The organism is Streptomyces sp. NPDC001443 (assembly GCF_053597355.1).
On the sequence record NZ_JBSFIA010000029.1, the window covers coordinates 41,961 to 61,106 of the forward strand.

At 70.7% G+C, this 19,146-nt stretch carries 15 protein-coding genes; 4 read left to right on the plus strand and 11 right to left on the minus strand.

The window, feature by feature from the left end; genetic code table 11:
• Nucleotides 1–265 precede the first annotated feature (265 nt).
• Nucleotides 266–886 (plus strand): hypothetical protein, encoded by a 621-nt coding sequence (locus ACWC24_RS27010; RefSeq protein ID WP_450665471.1) that lies wholly within the window; start codon nt 266–268, stop codon nt 884–886.
• A 614-nt stretch (nt 887–1,500) separates the two neighbouring features.
• Here ACWC24_RS27010 and ACWC24_RS27015 read toward each other — a convergent pair.
• The 3 genes from ACWC24_RS27015 to ACWC24_RS27025 all read right to left on the minus strand — a co-directional run bounded on the left by ACWC24_RS27015 (nt 1,501) and on the right by ACWC24_RS27025 (nt 3,605).
• Nucleotides 1,501–2,130, minus strand: coding sequence for a hypothetical protein (locus ACWC24_RS27015; protein WP_450665472.1), 630 nt, complete (start codon nt 2,128–2,130; stop codon nt 1,501–1,503).
• A gap of 68 nt (nt 2,131–2,198) precedes the next feature.
• Nucleotides 2,199–2,900, minus strand: coding sequence for a ribonuclease HII (locus ACWC24_RS27020; protein ID WP_450665473.1), 702 nt, complete (start codon nt 2,898–2,900; stop codon nt 2,199–2,201).
• Nucleotides 2,901–2,981: 81 nt separating this feature from the next.
• Nucleotides 2,982–3,605: a TetR/AcrR family transcriptional regulator gene (locus tag ACWC24_RS27025; RefSeq protein WP_450665474.1), complete on the minus strand. Its 624-nt coding sequence runs from the start codon at nt 3,603–3,605 to the stop codon at nt 2,982–2,984.
• 184 nt (nt 3,606–3,789) lie between these two features.
• Here ACWC24_RS27025 and ACWC24_RS27030 point away from each other — a divergent pair, with 184 nt between their 5' ends.
• Nucleotides 3,790–5,340, plus strand: coding sequence for an MFS transporter (locus tag ACWC24_RS27030; RefSeq protein ID WP_450665475.1), 1,551 nt, complete (start codon nt 3,790–3,792; stop codon nt 5,338–5,340).
• 90 nt (nt 5,341–5,430) lie between these two features.
• Here the strand turns inward: ACWC24_RS27030 and ACWC24_RS27035 are convergent, their stop codons facing one another.
• The 3 genes from ACWC24_RS27035 to ACWC24_RS27045 form a co-directional block, all read right to left on the minus strand.
• The gene (locus ACWC24_RS27035; protein ID WP_450665476.1) at nt 5,431–6,339 is read right to left on the minus strand and encodes an ADP-ribosylglycohydrolase family protein; all 909 of its coding nucleotides are present in this window, start codon (nt 6,337–6,339) and stop codon (nt 5,431–5,433) included.
• 12 nt (nt 6,340–6,351) lie between these two features.
• Complete coding sequence (locus ACWC24_RS27040; protein ID WP_450665477.1) at nt 6,352–7,011, minus strand: histidine phosphatase family protein; 660 nt, start codon at nt 7,009–7,011, stop codon at nt 6,352–6,354.
• Nucleotides 7,012–7,291: 280 nt separating this feature from the next.
• Entirely contained in the window at nt 7,292–7,897 is a 606-nt protein-coding gene (locus ACWC24_RS27045; protein WP_450665478.1) for a YdbC family protein, read from the minus strand.
• A 154-nt stretch (nt 7,898–8,051) separates the two neighbouring features.
• On the opposite strand from ACWC24_RS27045, the gene ACWC24_RS27050 reads away from it, so the two are divergent.
• On the plus strand, nt 8,052–8,585 hold the full coding sequence (locus tag ACWC24_RS27050; RefSeq protein ID WP_450665479.1) for a TerD family protein: 534 nt from the start codon (nt 8,052–8,054) through the stop codon (nt 8,583–8,585).
• Nucleotides 8,586–8,715: 130 nt separating this feature from the next.
• Here the strand turns inward: ACWC24_RS27050 and ACWC24_RS27055 are convergent, their stop codons facing one another.
• Together ACWC24_RS27055 and nrdR are read right to left on the minus strand one after the other, a co-directional pair.
• A complete protein-coding gene (locus ACWC24_RS27055; RefSeq protein ID WP_450665480.1) occupies nt 8,716–11,619 on the minus strand; it encodes a vitamin B12-dependent ribonucleotide reductase in 2,904 nt (967 codons plus the stop codon).
• Nucleotides 11,620–11,781: 162 nt separating this feature from the next.
• Entirely contained in the window at nt 11,782–12,363 is a 582-nt protein-coding gene (gene nrdR / locus ACWC24_RS27060; protein ID WP_450665481.1) for a transcriptional regulator NrdR, read from the minus strand.
• A 613-nt stretch (nt 12,364–12,976) separates the two neighbouring features.
• Here nrdR and lexA point away from each other — a divergent pair.
• On the plus strand, nt 12,977–13,756 hold the full coding sequence (lexA, locus tag ACWC24_RS27065; RefSeq protein ID WP_351621887.1) for a transcriptional repressor LexA: 780 nt from the start codon (nt 12,977–12,979) through the stop codon (nt 13,754–13,756).
• A gap of 230 nt (nt 13,757–13,986) precedes the next feature.
• Here the strand turns inward: lexA and ACWC24_RS27070 are convergent, their stop codons facing one another.
• The 3 genes from ACWC24_RS27070 to ACWC24_RS27080 form a co-directional block, all read right to left on the minus strand.
• Entirely contained in the window at nt 13,987–15,972 is a 1,986-nt protein-coding gene (locus ACWC24_RS27070; RefSeq protein ID WP_450665482.1) for an ATP-dependent DNA helicase, read from the minus strand.
• Between the two features lie 184 nt (nt 15,973–16,156).
• The gene (locus ACWC24_RS27075; protein ID WP_450665483.1) at nt 16,157–16,963 is read right to left on the minus strand and encodes a GNAT family N-acetyltransferase; all 807 of its coding nucleotides are present in this window, start codon (nt 16,961–16,963) and stop codon (nt 16,157–16,159) included.
• 25 nt (nt 16,964–16,988) lie between these two features.
• On the minus strand, nt 16,989–19,055 hold the full coding sequence (locus tag ACWC24_RS27080) for an IucA/IucC family protein (protein WP_450665484.1): 2,067 nt from the start codon (nt 19,053–19,055) through the stop codon (nt 16,989–16,991).
• Nucleotides 19,056–19,146 lie beyond the last annotated feature (91 nt).

Below are 19,146 nucleotides of genomic sequence, written 5' to 3' on the forward strand. Positions count from 1 at the left end.
TCCGTTCCCTCACCAGCGCCGGACGAGACGTACGACGCCGTCCCACGTATCACCGGGTGAAACACGGGGTAGGGATATAAGTCACACACGGCCACATACAGGTCGGTGGCCCCATTTGCTCGTTGCCGCATCCAAGTTCGACAGCAAGAATTGAGGTCCGCTCCCCGCACGGCTCGTCCGTCCGTGACCAGGTAGGGCTTTGCTGCGGTGCGCGCTCCCCCGAATCCGACCCGCCCGCAGTGGGCGCGTAGCCGAAGGGAGGACCGTGACCTTCGGATTCGCTCCGTCCTCGGCAGCATCGTTGTCGACATCCACGTCCGCCGCTTCCGTCAGCCGCAAGCTCGAACCCGCGGAGTGGGCCGCCGCAGGGATTCCGTTGCTGCGCAACCCACGAGAGGTCGTCAGCGGCCTCCATTCCCGGCACAGCCCTCGGCCGGCGATGGCGATCGTGGCGGTACTCGACCAGGAGGAACGCGTACTGGCGAGTGCCTCCTTCGTCCGCCGGTCGGCTCCGGCCGACGGCTGGATGTTCCGTAACGCGCTGCTCGCCCAACTACGCCGGGTCATTCCGCACGACCTGCGGCGCCGTACTCCGGTACGCACCGCGGTGCTGCTCTACTGCCGTGAGGGCGACGCCCGCTGGACGGAGGAGGACGGCGCCTGGATGTGGGGGCTGCGCGACGCCTGCACGCTGCACGGGTTGCGGTGCGGGGCGTACATCACGCTGACCGACGACGGCTGGCAGGTGTTCGGCGAGGGCCGTGGTGGCCGTCGTCCGCACGCCGATTCGGCGCCGGAGCCCTTCGCGTTGTCCGAGATGCCGCCACGCATCCCCCGTACCGGTGGCGTCGCTTCGGAGGTCCTGCTGCGGGCGGCCGCCCGCTGAGGACCGGCCGCCCGGCGGCACCGGTGGAGTTCCGGCCTGTGCGGTCCGGGTTCTTCAGCGGCAGCGGGGCCGTGCCTCGCCGTGCCCGTAAGGCATCGGCGAGGCACGGCCTCCTGCCGGGCGAGTGCGCGACTTCCGTACGGAACGTGACTTCTCCGTGCGAAGCGTGACCTTCGTGCGGAGCGCGGCTTCGCCATGGGCTTGTTCGGCTCGGCCACGCCGGGCGCGGGCTCGCCGCGCCCTCGTGACATCGCCGGGCTGTCCCGGTCCGTGGGAATCCCGGATGTCCCGGATTCCCACGGACCGGCGGACACCGAGCGCCACGGCCCGGTGGACGTCGAGCGTCTCCGCACCGCGGTCAGCGGTCACCCGCACGCGCCGTTCGGACGGCGGGTGCGGGTGACCGACGTGCGTCGAGGAATGGTTCCGGCCAGCGGGCCGGGCGGTGGAGCCCCGCCCCGGCGTGCGGCATCCGTGCGGCATTCCCGGAGCGGGCAGGAGCCCGCCCGGAGCACGCCCACGGCCGTCCGGGCATGCCGAAACGCCCACCGTGCCGATGCCGCCGCAGTGGCATCTCCGTCGCTCCGGCGTCCGCCGGAACCGACGTGCTGGATTCAGGCGCCCGCGCCCGGCAGCGTGTCGATCTGCTGCGGGTCGCCGCAGGCGATCAGCAGCACACCGGCCTTGGCCCGAGCGAGCGACAGCGCGGAGGCGGCAGCGTCGGCCGGGCCGCCGTTGACGGCCACGACGACCACGGGGCGGGATCCCGCACGGCCCGCGATGGTGACGTCGGTGTAGAAGACGTCGTCTCGCGCGTCGTGCTGCGCCCAGTAGGAGGCTTCGCCGAAGGACAGCTCGTGAGCGGCCCAGGGGTGCGGATCGCCGGTGGTGAGCACAAGAACGTCACCGGGAACACGGCCCGAGTCCAGGAGCAGGTCCACGGCTTCCTCCGCGGCGTCGAGCGCGCCCTCGGCCGAAGCCGGGATCAGCTGGAGCTGCGGAGACGCCGAGGCGGCGGGGACGGGAACAGCGGGGCCCGATGGTTCGGGCTTGGCCACGTCGCGCGAAGTGCGTTGCACCGGCGGCGCGGGCCGAAGAGGTCCGGGACGACCGGGGCGTGGTGGCGCCGCGGGACGTGGGCCGGGTACGGGGCGGGGGGTCGGCGCAATGCGGCCGCTGGCCGAAGTGGCGCGGGGACCCTGGGCACTCTCGTGAATCTGAGGCTCCTCGGGAATGAGAGGCATGAGCTGTTATTTATCAAACATTGGTGCGGCTCGCGTCGGCGGGTGACACATCGGCGCGAGCGGAATCGTCAGAAGTCGAAGCCGAGCTGACCCTCGATCTCCGGAACGCGTCCATCCGCCCAGCTGCGGGCCTTCTTGAGATGCCGCCACTGGGGCAGCGCATCAAGATACGCCCACGACAACCGGTGGTACGGGGTGGGGCCCCGCTCCGCCAGCGCGGCCTTGTGGACGGGCGACGGATAGCCCGCGTTGTCCGCAAAGCCGAAGTCTGCATGGCCGACGCCGAGTTCGGCCATCATTTTGTCGCGGTGCACCTTGGCGATCACCGAGGCCGCCGCGACGGCCACACAGGACCTGTCGCCCTTGATGACCGTGCGCACCTGCCAGGGCGCGCCCAGGTAGTCGTGCTTCCCGTCGAGGATCACCGCGTCGGGCCGGACCGGCAGGGCGTCGAGGGCGCGCACCGCCGCGAGCCGCAGCGCCGCCGTCATCCCCAGGTCGTCGATCTCCTCCGGGGAGGAGTGACCCAGGGCGTACGACGTCACCCACGTCCGGAGTTCCAGGTCGAGTTCGGTGCGCCGCTTGACGGTGAGCAGCTTCGAGTCGGTGAGCCCCTGCGGGGGCCGGCGCAGTCCGGTGACCGCCGCGCAGACGGTGACGGGCCCGGCCCACGCACCGCGGCCCACTTCGTCGACACCGGCAATGACCTTCGCTCCGGTCGTGGCGCGGAGGGAGCGCTCGACGGTGTGGGTAGGTGGTTCGTACGGCATGGCGCCCTTAGCCTACGCCGCCCGGATCCCCGCGCGACACCCCGGTTGCCCGAGCGGTCCCGACGCCTGTCCGGAACGCCCTCAGGCGCCGTCTGGACGGAGCAGCGGCATCATCAACTGGTCGATCATCTCCTCGATCTCCCGATCGTTCCATTCGCTCACGCACATCTTCGATCGGTACATCATCATGGCCGGGATGGCATCGAGGACGTAACCGTTGACCGCGTCGGGTCGGACCTCGTTCCGCCCGATACCACGCTCGACGATCTCGCGCAGGAGCCTTATGGTCGGCTCCACGACCCCTTCGACGATCACCTGATGGAAGCGTTCGGCTTGCGCCTGGTCGCATTCGTGAACCACTGAGCGCAGAGCGAATCCGGGGCGCGAGAACATCGCCTCGCGGGCCTGCGAGCACAGCGCGATCAGATCCGAGCGCACGCTGCCCAGATCAGGGGCCGCGTCCAGCCGCGGCAGTCCGGCCTGGAGCGCGTCCGCGACCAGATCCTCCTTCGACGGCCATCGCCGGTAGACCGCGGCCTTGCCCGTCTGGGCGCCGGCGGCGACCCCTTCCATCGTGAGGCCGTTCCAGCCGACCGTGCCGAGTTGCTCCAGCGCGGCGTCCAGGATCGCGCGTTCGAGTACGGCGCCGCGCCGACGGAGCGAGGCCGCCCGAGCGGGGGCGGCCGTCCAGCGCGAAGTAACCATCTGAGCGTCTCCAGCGAGCAGGGGAAGCGGGTGTTCCGGGGACAAGGGGCGTGCGGTGCGGCGCCGTTGGGGGACACGCCGGACGGCAAAGCATTGAGTGAACGCTTGCGTTCACTATCGGGGACTCACTACCGTTGACGCGACAGTGAACGCGAGCGTTCACTAACGCTCTTGTGGGGGACCCATGGTGACTGCCTCTCAGTCGATCAAGAACCAGAAGTCAGGAGCGGCTCGCCGGGAAGGGCATCCCGGCATAGCACTCACCGTCATCGCGGCCTGCCAACTCATGGTGGTACTCGACGCGACGATTGTGAACATCGCCCTGCCGCACATTCAAGACGCGCTCGAATTCAGCACGACCGATCTCACCTGGGTGGTCAGCGCCTACACCCTCACCTTCGGCGGGCTGCTGCTGCTCGGCGCGCGGGCAGGTGACATCCTGGGCCGCCGCCGGGTGTTCATGACCGGCATCCTGCTGTTCACCTTCGCCTCACTGCTGGGCGGACTCGCGCAGGAGCCCTGGCAGTTGCTCGCGGCGCGCGCCCTGCAGGGCATGGGGGGCGCGATCGCGTCGCCCACCTCGCTGGCGCTCATCACCACCACCTTCCCGGAGGGCCCGGAGCGCAACCGGGCCTTCGGTGTGTTCGCCGCCGTGTCCGCGGGCGGCGGGGCCATCGGTCTGCTCGCGGGAGGCATGCTCACCCAGTGGCTCGACTGGCGCTGGGTGCTGTTCGTCAACGTGCCGATCGGTGTACTGATAGCCGCACTGGCCCCGCTCTACATCAACGAGTCCGAACGCCACCCCGGACGCTTCGACATCGCGGGCGCCCTGACCTCGACGGTCGGCATGGCGTCCTTGGTGTACGGCTTCATCCGAGCCGCCGAGGAGGGCTGGCGGGACGGTCTCGCCCGCGGTTCCTTCGGGGTCGCGGCCGTGCTGCTGCTGGCCTTCGTGTTCATCGAGAGGCGGGCACGGGAGCCGATCACCCCGCTGCGGATGTTCGGCGACCGCAACCGCTCGGGCACGTACGTGATCATGCTGAGCCTGGCGGCGGCGATGTTCGGCATGTTCTTCTACATCGTGCTGTTCGTGCAGAACGTGCTCGGCTACAGCCCGATCAAGGCGGGTCTCGCCTTCCTCCCGGTCACGGCCGCGATCGCGGTGGGCGCCGGACTGTCGCAGCGGTTCCTGCCGGTGCTCGGCCCCAAGCCGTTCCTGCTCACCGGCTCCGCGCTCGTGGTGGTCGGTCTCGCCTGGCAGTCCCTCATCAGCCCCGACAGCTCCTACGCGGGCGGGGTACTGGGTCCGATGCTGGTGTTCGGCTTCGGCATGGGTCTGAACTTCGTCACGGTGACGGTGACCGCGGTCTCCGGGGTCGCCCAGCACGAGGCGGGCGCCGCGTCCGGGCTGCTGAACGCGACGCAGCAGGTGGGCGGTTCGCTCGGCCTGTCCATTCTGACGACCGTGTTCGGCACGGCCAGCAAGAACGAGGCGGAGAAGCAGCTGCCGAAGTTCCTCGCCGACGGTTCGGCGGAACAGAAGGCGGAGTTCGCGAAGACGCACCAACTGCCCGCGCCCTGGGGGCACGAGGTGCTCGCTCAGGGCATCTCCACCGCGTTCGTCCCGGCCGCCGCCATGGCGCTGCTCGCCCTGGTGACGGCCTGGCTGGTGATCCGGGTCCGCAGGAGCGACCTGGAGGCACTCGCGGGAACGGCGGGCCCCGCGGCCGGCTGATCCGGCCGGCCCGACGAGGCACCAGGGGTGACGGGCCGCGCCCGACGGTCCCATGACGGGGCCGTCGGCGGTCCGGTCCCCCGCGTCGGCTCACGAAGACGTCGGCACGGCCCAGTCCGGCAGGGCCTCCGTCTGCTCCAGCCAGCCGGCCGGCGGCGCCCCCGCCTTGCCCGCGGCCAGCACCCCGCCCACGATGGCGCAGGTCGTGTCCACGTCACCGCCGACCTGCGCGGTCGTCCAGAACGCCTGTTCGTAGTCACCCAGTGCTCGTGCCGCCGACCAGAGGGCGAAGGGCACCGTGTCATGGGCGGTCGTACGCCGTCCGCAGCCCAGGACGGCCGCGACCGTGCCCGCGTCCCCGTAGTCCAGCATGCTCCGGGCGCGCCGCAGACCCGCGCCGACGGCGCTCCTCGGGATCAGCGCGACGACCCCGTCCAGCAGGTCCTCGGCGCTGGGCGGCCCGCCCGGGGCGCCCGCCAGCGCGGCGGCCGCGGCGACGGCCATGGCGCCGACGACGGCCTCACGGTGCTGGTGCGTCGGGTAGGCGGAGATCTCCGCCTGGTGGGTCGCCTGCTCGGGATCGTCCGCGTAGTAGGCGCCCAGCGGGGCGATGCGCATCGCGGCGCCGTTGCCCCACGAGCCCTGTCCGTTGAAGAGCGCCGCGGCCAGCTCACGCCAGTCGCCGCCTTCCCGGACGAGGCGCAGCAGGCGGTTGACCGCCGGGCCGTACCCGCGGTCGAAGTCGTGGTGCTCGGCGAAGGACCTGGCCAGGGCGTCCTGGTCGACGCGGTGGTGGGTGGACAGGACGGCGACCACGGAGCACGCCATCTCGGTGTCGTCGGTCCACTGCCAGGGGCCGGGCGGCAGCTCTCGCTGCTTGAGCAGGGGATAGTTCACGGGCACGAAGAACTGCGAGCCGAGTGCGTCCCCCACCGCCAGTCCGCGCAGGCTCGCCAGGGCGCGGTCCATGCGCCCGTCACGTGAGGAATCAGGGGTCATCGCTCTCCCACTCTATCCGGTGATCCCGTACGGCTCCGGATCTCGCCAGCGTACGAACGGCCGGTCCAGCGTGTACCGGTCGTCGTCCCCCAGAACGAGCATCCTGACCTCCGCGTTCCCCGGATTCGACAGCGACTCGAATTCCGCGACCGTCCAGTGGAACCAGCGCATGCAGAACAACCGCATGGCCAGTCCGTGGGTCACCAGGAGCACGTTCGGCGGGTGGTCGGGGTCCTCGAAGCTGCGGAACAGGCTCTCCAGGAAGCCGCCGACCCGGTCGTACACATCGGCGCCCGACTCGCCCTGGGGGAAGCGGAAGAAGAAGTGCCCGTAGGCGTCCCGATAGGTCTTCTGCAGCCGCACGTCGTCGCGGTCCTGCCAGTTTCCCCAGTCCTGCTCGCGCAGTCGCGGCTCCTCGCGTACTCGTATGAACTCGGGGTCGAGGTGGAAGGCCCGGAAGGTCTCGTGGGTGCGTCGGTAGGGGGAGACGTACACGCTGACGCGCTCGCGGCCGAACACCTCGCGCAGGCGCTTGCCCGTCTCCTCGGCCTGCCGCCAGCCCCGTTCGGTCAGGGCGAGGGCGTGGTCGGGCTCCCGCTCGTAGACGGTGTCATCAACATTGCCCGTCGACTCGCCGTGCCGGACAAGAACGATGCGCCGTGGTCGTGCCATGCCAAAACCCTAGATCGAGTGACGGCTCGGCGAAGACTTCTACGGCCCACATACGGCGCAGGTCACACAGATCTCACACCTGGGACCACATCAGCACCACGTCGTCCGAACCGGTCCCCGCCCAGGTCGACCCTGTCGAAGCCGCACGAAAGCAGCCGATCGGCTCGCTCGTTATCGTACGAAAATTCGATTCGGTCGCCGAGTCGGATTCCCTGCGTCCGCACGACGGCCCGACCGTCCTACGGCACGGAAGGCCCCCCGATCACCGTCCCGGCGCCCGTCACACCGTCCAGCCCGGCTCCATCTCAACGATGTCCCCGGTCAGCGCGGCGACGTCCGCCTCCAACTGGGCCCGCAGCGCGAGCCGTTCCACCCGCTCGGTGCGGTACTTGCCGTGCTCGGCCTCCGAGCGCCACATGGACAGGACCATGAACTCGGGCCCCGGCGCCTCGCCGAACAGCCCGCGGACCATGCCGGGCGAACCGGCCATCGCGGGGTTCCAGACCTTCTCCTGCATCAGGGTGAAGTGTTCGGCGCGCTCCTCGTGGACTCGGCAGAGAGCCACCCGGATCAGGTCCGCGTCGGTGAAGCGCGGCTCGAAGCCGGTCTTCACGTCGAAGCGGTGGTCGAACAGCTTGACCTGGCTGTCCTTGAACGTGCCGGCCTGCGACGCCGCCAGTCGGTCGTGGGAACGGGCCATGAAGGAGTCGTAGAAGGCGCGGCTCTCCCAGAACGCGAAGACATGCGCGACCGAGGGCCGTGCCCTGCTCCAGCCCCCGCCCTGCCCCCGAAACCCCGGCTCGCCGAGAAGCCCCGCCCACTTTCGCTGCCCCCGCTCGAAGCCGCGGCGGTCCACCACGGTGCAGCGAATCCACTTGACCAGCACCGCGCCATCGTACGGCCCGGAGCGTGGCCTCCGTCACGGTGCGGCCGAGAGCAGCCGCCCGATCGCCACGCGTGCGTGGCAGGATGGACAAACAGCCCTGCGGAAAGGGCAGTTCGGCCCGGGAACAGCAGGGCGTACGGGGAAGGGGAGTCCGGTGAGCGGCCTCAGCAAAGGCATCCGCAAGGTCGAAGTCGCGCTGAAGTGGGATCCGAGTCCGCCGGGGGAGCCCCCCACCGACCTGGACATCGTCGCCGCGACCTATCTCGCGAGCGATCCGCACGGCACCCCGGCCTACGCGGTGTACTTCGACAGTCGCTCCCCCGACGGCACGATCTACCTCAACCGGGACAGCAAGGACGGCAAGGGGTTCGGCTGGGACGAGGTCATGACCCTGGAGCTCGACCGGCTCGACGCCCGGTACGCGCGCGTGGTGGTCGGCGTCGTCATCCAGCAGCGCACCGCCGACCGGACGTTCGTCGGCGTCCTCAACCCGGGGCTGCGCATCCGCGAGGGCTACCAGGTCCTGGCCGTGACCGACTTCGGCAGTGTCCTCGGCGCGACGGGGGCGACGGTCGCGGAGTTCGTCCGTGACCCGTCGGGGGGCTGGATCTTCCGCCCGGGTGTCGAGGGCTTCGACGGCGACCCCGCGACCTTCACCCGGACCATGGGCCGGCCGGAACGGCCCTGACCCACACCCCCCGTGGCACCGCGGGCGCCGACGGGAAGAGGGGTGCCGACACGTGGTCGGCACCCCTCTTCTCAGGAACCCGACGCCGGTTGCCTCAGAGATTCAAGGCACTCGCCGTCCTGTCCGCGGGTCAGCTGCAACCGCTGGTCGAGCCGCAGCCCTCGCAGATGTAGCAGGAGCCGGCCCGCTGCATCTTGGTGCCGCAGGAGAAGCACAGCGGGGCGTCGGCCTGGATGCCCAGCTGCATCTCCACCAGCTCGGCGCTGGTGTGGGCCTGCTTGGGGGCGGCCGGCCGGGGCTCCTCGGCCTTCGGCACGACGACGGCCTTCAGGTCCGTCTGGCGCGGGGCGGACTGGGCCAGCGCCTCGACGTCGACCTCCTCTTCCTCGGCCGGCTCGTAGGAGCCGGTCTCGAGGTGGCGCTGGCGCTCCTCGGCGGAGTGGATGCCGAGCGCGGAGCGGGTCTCGAAGGGCAGGAAGTCCAGCGCCAGGCGGCGGAAGATGTAGTCGACGATCGACTGCGCCATCCGCACGTCCGGGTCGTCCGTCATGCCGGCCGGCTCGAAGCGCATGTTGGTGAACTTCGAGACGTACGTCTCCAGCGGCACGCCGTACTGGAGGCCGACGGAGACCGCGATGGAGAAGGCGTCCATCATGCCCGCGAGGGTGGAACCCTGCTTGGACATCTTCAGGAAGACCTCGCCGAGACCGTCGTCCGGGTAGGAGTTGGCGGTCATGTAACCCTCGGCGCCGCCGACGGTGAAGGACGTGGTGATGCCGGGGCGTCCCTTCGGGAGGCGCTTGCGGACCGGGCGGTACTCGACGACCTTCTCGACCGCGGTACGGATGGTGTCCTCGGCCTTCGCCGTGACGGCGTCGGTCGCGGACTTCTCCTTCTCCTTGGTCTTCGCGGAGAGGGGCTGGCCGACCTTGCAGTTGTCGCGGTAGATGGCGAGCGCCTTGACGCCCATCTTCCAGGCCTCGAAGTAGACCTCCTCGACGTCCTCGACGGTGGCGGTCTCGGGGAGGTTGACCGTCTTGGAGAGGGCGCCCGAGATCCACGGCTGGATCGCGGCCATCATGCGGACGTGGCCCATCGCGGAGATGGAGCGCTCGCCCATGGCGCAGTCGAAGACCTCGTAGTGCTCGTGCTTGAGGCCGGGGGCGTCGACGACATTGCCGTGCTCGGCGATGTGGGCGACGATCGCCTCGATCTGCTCCTCCTGGTAGCCCAGGCGGCGCAGGGCCTGCGGGACGGTGCCGTTGACGATCTGCATCGAGCCGCCGCCGACCAGCTTCTTGAACTTGACCAGGGCGAGGTCGGGCTCCAGGCCGGTGGTGTCGCAGGACATCGCGAGACCGATGGTGCCGGTCGGGGCGATGACGGACGCCTGGGAGTTACGGAAACCGTTCTGCTCGCCGAGGCGGACGACGTCCTGCCAGGCCTCCGTGGCGGCGGCCCAGATCGGGCTGTCCAGGTCGTCCATGCGCACGGCCGTGCCGTTGGCGTCGGCGTGCTGCTTCATGACGCGCTGGTGGGCGTCGGCGTTGCGGGCGTAGCCGTCGTACGGGCCGACGACCGCGGCCAGTTCGGCCGAACGGCGGTACGACGTGCCGGTCATCAGGGAGGTGATCGCGCCGGCGAGGGCGCGGCCGCCCGCGGAGTCGTACGCGTGGCCGGTCGCCATCAGCAGGGCGCCGAGGTTGGCGTAGCCGATGCCGAGCTGGCGGAACGCGCGCGTGTTCTCGCCGATCTTCTGGGTCGGAAAGTCCGCGAAACAGATGGAGATGTCCATCGCGGTGATGACGAGCTCGACGACCTGGGCGAAGCGCTCGACGTCGAAGGACTGGTGGCCCTTGCCGTCGTCCTTGAGGAACTTCATCAGGTTCAGCGAGGCGAGGTTGCAGGACGTGTTGTCCAGGTGCATGTACTCGCTGCACGGGTTCGAGCCGTTGATACGACCGGACTCCGGGCAGGTGTGCCACTGGTTGATCGTGTCGTCGTACTGGATGCCCGGGTCGGCGCAGGCCCAGGCGGCCTCGGCCATCTTGCGGAACAGGGACTTGGCGTCGACCTCCTCGATGACCTCGCCGGTCATACGGGCACGCAGGCCGAACTTGCCGCCGTTCTCGACGGCCTTCATGAACTCGTCGTTCACGCGGACCGAGTTGTTGGCGTTCTGGTACTGGACGGACGTGATGTCGTCGCCGCCCAGGTCCATGTCGAAGCCCGCGTCACGCAGGGCGCGGATCTTCTCCTCCTCCTTGACCTTGGTCTCGATGAAGTCCTCGATGTCGGGGTGGTCGACGTCGAGGATGACCATCTTGGCCGCGCGGCGGGTGGCACCACCGGACTTGATCGTGCCGGCGGAGGCGTCGGCGCCGCGCATGAAGGAGACCGGGCCGGAGGCGTTGCCACCGGAGGAGAGCAGCTCCTTGGAGGAGCGGATGCGGGAGAGGTTCAGGCCGGCGCCGGAGCCGCCCTTGAAGATCATGCCCTCTTCCTTGTACCAGTCGAGGATCGACTCCATGGAGTCGTCGACGGCCAGGATGAAGCAGGCGGAGACCTGCTGCGGCTGCGGGGTGCCCACGTTGAACCAGACGGGGCTGTTGAAGCTGAAGATCTGGTGCAGGAGGGCGTACGCCAGCTCGTGCTCGAAGATCTCGGCGTCGGCGGGCGAGGCGAAGTACTTGAAGTCCTCACCGGCCTTCCGGTACGTCTTCACGATGCGGTCGATCAGCTGCTTGAGACCGGTCTCGCGCTGCGGGGTGCCGACGGCACCCCGGAAGTACTTGCTGGTGACGATGTTGACCGCGTTCACCGACCAGAAGTCGGGGAACTCGACGCCACGCTGCTCGAAGTTGATCGAGCCGTCGCGCCAGTTGGTCATGACGACGTCACGGCGCTCCCAGGCCACCTCGTCGTACGGGTGCACGCCGGGAGTGGTGTGGACGCGCTCGACACGCAGCCCCTTGTTCGCCTTGGTGCCCTTGGCGCGGGAACTCCGTGCCGGACCGCTCGCCGTCTCTGTCATGCCGCCTCCCATTACGGGCAAAACGCCCTGAAGTGCCCCGATGTTCCCGTGGCACGGTGTTCTCTCTGGTGCTGCGGGCACCCTCGTACCGCCGCCCGCAACAAGTCTTGGATCGCCGCCGCCGGCCGGTTCCGGTGCCTCCGCCCGGTCCCGGCCCGCCGGTCAGTCGGCGGCGTGGGCGGGCCCGGGGACCTGGTCGGTCCCGCCGTGCCCGCGCCGGTCTTCCCGGCTCCCCGCGACCGCATCGCCCTCGCGGCACGCGCAGCCCTCGCGGTCCTCATTGACCGCGGCGGGGTGTCCCGTGTGTTCCCTCAGCTCCGTGATCGCGGCCTCGAAGTCCTCGAGCGAGTCGAACGCCCGGTAGACCGAGGCGAATCGCAGATACGCGACGACGTCGAGCTCCTGCAACGGGCCGAGGATCGCCAGCCCCACGTCGTGAGTGGTCAGCTCGGCGCTCCCGGTGGCCCGCACGGCCTCCTCGACCCGCTGGCCGAGCTGCGCGAGCGCGTCCTCGGTGACAGGCCGCCCCTGGCACGCCTTGCGCACGCCGTTGATGACCTTGGTCCGGCTGAACGGTTCGGTGACCCCGGACCGCTTCACCACCATCAGCGAGCACGTCTCCACGGTCGTGAAACGACGGGAGCAGTCGGGGCACTGGCGGCGCCTGCGGATCGATGTGCCGTCGTCGGTGGTACGACTGTCGACGACGCGGCTGTCGGGGTGCCTGCAGAAGGGGCAGTGCATGAACTCCGAACCCTCCTCACAGCAGACTCAACATCCTCGGAAGCCCTCCCGGCCCCCTCGAAGCAGCCCCAAGCATAGGCGATCGCCGAGGGCCGCGAGACCCATGGGACCACAACTTCTGGGCCAGGACAGCAATCCAACCACTAGATGTGGGGCTCGACTCATACAAACACGCCGAACACGTGTGTGACATGAGGATTGGCACGTGCCGGACGCCCGTACCACCCCGCAGCACGCGCGGACCCGGCCCTTCACCCGGATGCGCGGGCGCCGTACGCGGCGAACGGGGGACACGGACGTACCGTTTCGGCACCGACAGGGATAGCGTGAGCGGCACACGGAGGGGCACGGCACTCCCGCACGGGGACACGAGCGCTTCACGGTCGACGGGATCGCGGATGGCAGACTGGGGCGACACCCCGGCAGGTCGTCGACCCCGACGAAGAAGGGTACAACGAGCGCCCCTTCCACCAGCCGGACAGCGCGTCAGCCATACACCCAGACACATGATCGCGGCAGTGAATCCGCGATTTTTCACTCGAACGTGTGTTTGGCGCAACCTTTCGAAAGCAACTACCGTTGTCCAGCAGGGAGACCATCGAGAGGGGCCGACGTGACCACCACCGCAGACAGTGCCACCATCACTGACCAGGACCGCTCCCAGGGCCGACTCGAGCCGGTGCATGCGATGAACGAAGCCACGAGTCCCGAGGGGCACAAGCGCTCCCTGCCGGGCCGACCTCCAGGGATCCGGGCGGACAGCTCGGGACTCACCGACCGGCAGCGCCGGGTGATCGAGGTCATCAGGGACTCGGTGCAGCGGCGGGGCTACCCGCCGTCGATGCGGGAGATCGGCCAGGCGGTCGGCCTGTCCAGCACCTCGTCGGTCGCACACCAGCTCATGGCACTGGAACGCAAGGGCTTCCTGCGGCGCGACCCGCACCGCCCGCGCGCGTACGAGGTCCGCGGCTCCGACCAGGCCGCCTCCGTGCAGCCCACGGACACCGCGGGCAAGCCTGCCGCGTCGTACGTCCCCCTGGTGGGCCGTATCGCCGCCGGTGGCCCGATCCTCGCCGAGGAATCCGTCGAGGACGTCTTCCCGCTCCCGAGGCAGCTGGTCGGTGACGGTGAACTGTTCGTCCTGAAGGTCGTCGGCGACTCGATGATCGAGGCCGCGATCTGCGACGGCGACTGGGTCACCGTCCGCCGCCAGCCCGTCGCCGAGAACGGCGACATCGTCGCGGCGATGCTCGACGGCGAGGCCACCGTCAAGCGCTTCAAGCGCGAGGACGGCCATGTCTGGCTGCTCCCGCACAACGCGGCCTACGAGCCGATCCCCGGCGACGACGCGACCATCCTCGGCAAGGTCGTCGCCGTGCTGCGCCGCGTGTGAGGACAACGGCGGGTCGATCGCACCGACCCGCCACCTGACTGGGCCCCGGGACCCCTGCGCCGGTTCCGGGGCCCTGCGTTGTCCGGGACCGCCTCCCGCCGCCGAGGCAGGGCCTGCCACGGGCTCCCGCACGGTGCTGTGGGGCGGCGCCCGGCACGGGACCCTACGCAGGCGCCCCCACGATCACGGGACGGCCCGGCGCGGTCGTGGCGCGGACCGGCCCATGGCCGTCACTCCGTTTCCGACTGCTTCGCCGCCGCGTCGATGGCCGCCAGCGACCTGCGCACCTGGTTACGGTCCGTGGTGTACCAGAAATCGGGCAGTGACGCCTTCAGATAGCTTCCGTAACGCGCGGTGGCCAGTCGCTGGTCCAGTACGGCGACCACACCCCGGTCCCCCGACGCCCGTACGAGTCGACCGGCGCCCTGGGCCATGAGCAGGGCCGCGTGCGTGGCCGCGACCGCCATGAAGCCGTTGCCGCCGGCGTCCTCCACCGCCTTCTGCCGGGCGCTCATCAAGGGGTCGTCCGGACGCGGGAACGGGATCTTGTCCATGACGACCAGCTGGCAGCTCGGACCGGGCACGTCGACGCCCTGCCACAGCGACAGCGTGCCGAACAGGCACGTACGGGGATCCGCCGCGAAGTTCTTGATCAGCTCGCCGAGGGTCTCCTCGCCCTGGAGGAGGATCGGGAACTCGGGAATCCGGCCGCGCAGCTCCTCGGCGGCCAGCTGGGCCGCGCGCATGGAGGAGAAGAGGCCGAGCGTACGGCCGCCGGCCGCCTGGATCAGTTCGGTCAGCTCGTCGAGCATGTCCGCCCGGTCACCGTCGCGCGCGGGACGGGACAGATGCTTGGCGACGTAGAGGATCCCCTGCCGCGGGTAGTCGAAGGGGGATCCCACGTCGACCCCCTTCCACTGGGGGACGTCCTCGTCATCCTTGCCCGCCGTGCCCTCGGGGGCGAGCCCCAGGGAGGCGCCCACGCCGTTGAAGTCGCCGCCGAGCTTCAGGGTCGCGGAGGTCAGCACCACCGACCGGTCGGCGAAGAGCTTCTCGCGCAGCAGGCCCGACACGGACATGGGGGCCACCCGCAGGGAGGCGCCGAAGCGGTCGTGCCGCTCGTACCAGACGACGTCCCACTCGGAGCCGTTCACGATCCGCTCCGCCACGTCGTGCACGCTCTCCACCGAGGCCAGGGCCTGCTTGCGGACCGCGTCCTCGTCCTGGACGGACTTGTCACGGGTCGCGCCGATGGCGGAGATGACCGTACGGGCGGCGTCGCGCAGCGCCATCAGCGCGTAGCCGAGGTCTTCCGGGATCTCCTCCAGTCGGCCGGGCAGCGCCAGCTCCATCAGCCGTTCGAAGCCCTCGGCGGCGGTCTGGAGCTGGTCGGCGGCCTTCTCGTTGACGAGCTTGGCGGAGCGGCGCACCGCGCGGTTGACCTGGCCCGGAGTGAGCTCGCCGGTGGCGACCCCGGTGACCCGCGAGACCAGTTCGTGCGCCTCGTCGACGATCAGCACCTCGTGCTGCGGGAGGACCGGGGCGCCCTCGATGGCGTCGATCGCGAGCAGCGCGTGGTTGGTGACGACGACCTCGGCCAGCTTGGCCCGCTCACGCGCACTCTCCGCGAAGCACTCCGCGCCGTACGCGCACTTCGTAGCACCCAGGCACTCCCGGGACGAGACCGACACCTGGCCCCAGGCCCGGTCGGAGACGCCGGGAGTCAGGTCGTCGCGGTCGCCGGACTCCGTCTCGTCGGCCCAGTCGCGCAGGCGCAGCAGGTCCTGGCCCAGCTTGCTGCTGGGCGCGGCCGCCTCGAACTGGTCGAAGAGGCCCTCCTCCTCGTCCTGCGGGACCCCCTCGTGCAGGCGGTGCAGGCACAGGTAGTTCGATCTGCCCTTGAGCATGGCGAACTCCGGGCGGCGGCGCAGCAGCGGGTGCAGCGCGTCGACCGTGCGGGGCAGGTCCCGCTCCACGAGCTGACGCTGGAGGGCCAGGGTGGCGGTCGCCACGACCACCCGCTCCCCGTGCGCGAGCGCGGGCACGAGATAGCCGAGCGACTTTCCGGTGCCGGTGCCGGCCTGGACCAGCAGATGGGAACCGTCGTCGATCGCCGCCTCGACGGCTTCGGCCATGGTCACCTGGCCGGGGCGCTCGGTGCCGCCGACAGCGGTGACGGCAGCGTGCAGGAGTTCGGGGAGGGAGGGCTTCGTCATAGCTCGACCACCCTACGGCTCGGCACTGACAAACGGGCGATCAAGCAGGGGATCGTGGCCGACGGCGCAGGCACGGGCCGGGTCGGTCGCGGGGCTGAGGGGGGAGTCAAGGTGTGGGGCTTCTCGCGTCGGGGTCGAGGTCGGGGCGAAGTGCGCGCCGGTGTGGCGGGGCGGCGGCGGGACGTCACATGAGGTGGCGGTGGCCGCGGTCCCGGACCATGAGCGCGGCCCGTTTGGCGGGCAGGTCGATCTCGGCGGAGAACCGGAAACCGGCGCTCAGGAATGCCGCGACGGAGGGCGTGTTGCGCAGATCGGGTTCGGCCACGACGCGTGCGGCGGCGGGACACCGGTCGAGGGCGAGGTCGGCGACGGCTCTGAGCAGGGTGCTGCCGAGCCCTCGCCCACGGTCCGTGACGCCTCCGATCAGCAGGTGGATCCCGGTGTCGTGAGGGCGCGCGGGGTAGTACCGGGCGAGCGGGTCGAGGTCGGCCCGGTAGATCTCCCAGTAGCTCATCGGGACGCCGTCCAGCAGTCCGAGACAGGGCACGTCACGCCCGTCGCCGGCGAGCCTGGCCCTGAGGTGGTCCTCCGTCGCGGCACGCGGGCCGGCCAGGTGCCAGAAGGCCGCGACGGCCGGATCGTTCATCCAGGCGCCGATCAGGGCGAGGTCCCGGTCGACGCCGACCGGCACGAGACGGAACTCACCGGCGGGGGTGGTGACCGGCCCCCAGTCGGCGACACCACCGAGCAGATCGCCGCCGGTCGTCCCGTACGGCCCCGGCCGCGCCGTGCCGGTCACCCCGCCCGGACTCCGTCCCAGGCAGGGCCCGGCCCCCTCCTGCGCGATGAGCGCGAGCAACTCGTCGGGCAGCCGCAGTTCCAGCGTGTCCTCGGTGTCCTCGGTGTTTGCGGTGTCCGCGACATCCGTGACGCTCGCGGTGTCCGCGACGGGGAGGGTGCCGGTTTCTGAACCGGCGTCGGTGGCAGGCACGGCGACGCTCCTCTCAGGAGTGGGGTCAGGCGTGCAGGGGGTTGGCGATGGTGACGTAGACGGACTGGGTGTCCACCGGGCCGACGAGTTCGTCGAGGCCGTGCAGCCGGGTCAGCAGGTTGGCCTTGCAGCGCAGGACGGGTGAGTCGAGGAGACGGGCGGGCAGGGAGGTGCGCAGCCGGGCGGGGCCGGTGGCGACGGACCGGAGGAAACGGCGGAGGGCGGCGAGCAGCAGCCGCTCATCGGCGAGGTGCTGGGATCCGAACGCGCCGATGAGACCCAGGACGTTGTTGATCGCGAGGTAGTACACGAAGCGCTCGTCGGTGACCTCGTCGGAGACGAAGGTGTCGCTGTGCTCTCCGATGCCGGGCAGTTGGGCGTCGAGTTCCGCGCGCCGGGACTGCCGGAAGTAGTAGCCCTGGTTGTCGCGGTACCGGCCGCCGGTGGGCCAGCCGTCGCCGTCCAGCAGGAGCAGCGTGTTCTGCTGGTGCGCCTCCAGCGCGATGCCCGCGTGTCCATCGAGCCACAGCACGGGCCGTACGACCTGTTCGAGGTAGCGCAGGAACCACTCGGCGGCCACGGCTCCGCGGGGGCGGCCGGTCCGGCCGGCGAGGCGGGTGACGAGCTCGGCCAGCCGGGACCGCGCCCCGGGGCCGCCCGCACCCTGGTGCCCGGCACCGCCCGGGATCCCGTCCGGGGCCGGGCGGTCGTACGGGCGGGGCGAGACGAGCCCGGCGACGCAGGCGACGTCGGCCCAAGGGGTGAACGGGTTGTGCCTGATCACCACGTCGAGTCCGGTCACCGGGTCGCCGTCCCGGCCGTCGACGGCGAGCCAGGCGGGGTCGCGGACGATGTCGAAGCCCGGGTGCACGGCCTGCCACCGCTCGGACAGTCCCGCGCGCAGCAGGCGGTGCACCTCGACGCCGCGGTGCAGCTCCTTGCGGAGGTTCTCCCGGCGCGAGTTGGTGATGCGCAGGCCGAGGGAGAGTTTGAGCATGGCGGGTGCGCCGGACCGGTGGACGGTGCGCACCGAGGAAGTGGGGTGCCACGGTGAACCGTGCGGTCCGAGATCCCGGAGCAGACCGGCCTCGAACAGGGCCGCGGTCCCGGCCCGGTGGCGGACCTCCCTGGCCTGCCACGGGTGCAGGGGCAGGGCCGCACAGCCGTCGGGCAGGGGCAGCCCGGCTCCCGCGAGTTCCGCGGTGAGGGCGGCCGCGGAGACAGGACGACCGCGCTCGGTCCAGGCGGAGTCGGTGGCGAGGACCGCGGGGTCGACGGCCAGCCAGTGCAGGGGGTGCGATCCGCGCAACTCGGGTGAGTACAGCCGGGCTTCGGCCGCGGAGAGGCCCTCACGGCTCTTCGGGGTCGGATGCATCGGGTGCCCCAGCACGAGTGCCTGCTCGGCCGCGAGGAAGAGGTCGGTGGCGTCGGCGGGCCGTTCCCTGCGCGCGCGGACGAACACGGCGGTACGCCGGACCGAGTCGGCGACCTGGGCTACCAGGTCCGCGGATGTCCCGGCGTCGGCGTCGGGACCCGTGCTGCCGTCCGCAACGGCGTCGGGCCCGGTGCCGTGGTCGGCGGCGGCTCGGGGGCGGGACGTCGCGGGCGTCTCGCGGGTGAGCAGGGCGGCGATCGTGACCGCGTCGGCGGGTGGGGACTGGGCAGGCGTGCCGGCCAGGCGCGGAGGACCGAAGCGGTGCCAGCCGGTCGGGGACCAGTAGCGGACGGGGACGAGCAGGGCGGTGGAACTGGCGGGGAGGGGGATGCGCAGGATGCCGGCGTCGGGTGCGGACAGGCCGGACTCGCGTACCCAGCAGCGCAGCAGGTTCTCGACGGCGGCGGCCTCGGCGGCGGTGTGCGGGTCGGGATGTTGCAGGAGGTCGTCCGCAGTCCCGGGTGCGTCCGCGGTCGGGAATCCGTCCACAGTCGGGAACCTGTCCACCGTGGGACGTCCGTCCGTCCGCTGGACCTCTTCCTGTTCCTGCTGCCGGGGGACGGTGCCTTCACCGAGACCCGTGTCCACGGCGGACTGGATCCGCGCCTCGGAGGGGTCCGGCATCGGCACGGAAGTGACATGGGGGATGGTGTTCAAGTCGGTTCCTCACGGGTGTTTCTGGCTTGGCGCGGCGGCGACCGGCATCCGGGGTGGCTGCCGCGGGGGCGTGGCCCCGACGGGAACGCGG

Coding starts and splice junctions, on each gene's coding strand:
- ACWC24_RS27035 (WP_450665476.1), bottom strand. CDS start 6,339: ATGACCCCTGATTCCTCACGTGACGGGCGCATGGACCGCGCCCTGGCG.
- nrdR (WP_450665481.1), bottom strand. CDS start 12,363: ATGCACTGCCCCTTCTGCAGGCACCCCGACAGCCGCGTCGTCGACAGT.
- ACWC24_RS27015 (WP_450665472.1), bottom strand. CDS start 2,130: ATGCCTCTCATTCCCGAGGAGCCTCAGATTCACGAGAGTGCCCAGGGT.
- ACWC24_RS27070 (WP_450665482.1), bottom strand. CDS start 15,972: ATGACGAAGCCCTCCCTCCCCGAACTCCTGCACGCTGCCGTCACCGCT.
- ACWC24_RS27020 (WP_450665473.1), bottom strand. CDS start 2,900: ATGCCGTACGAACCACCTACCCACACCGTCGAGCGCTCCCTCCGCGCC.
- ACWC24_RS27055 (WP_450665480.1), bottom strand. CDS start 11,619: ATGACAGAGACGGCGAGCGGTCCGGCACGGAGTTCCCGCGCCAAGGGC.
- ACWC24_RS27030 (WP_450665475.1), top strand. CDS start 3,790: ATGGTGACTGCCTCTCAGTCGATCAAGAACCAGAAGTCAGGAGCGGCT.
- ACWC24_RS27025 (WP_450665474.1), bottom strand. CDS start 3,605: ATGGTTACTTCGCGCTGGACGGCCGCCCCCGCTCGGGCGGCCTCGCTC.
- ACWC24_RS27040 (WP_450665477.1), bottom strand. CDS start 7,011: ATGGCACGACCACGGCGCATCGTTCTTGTCCGGCACGGCGAGTCGACG.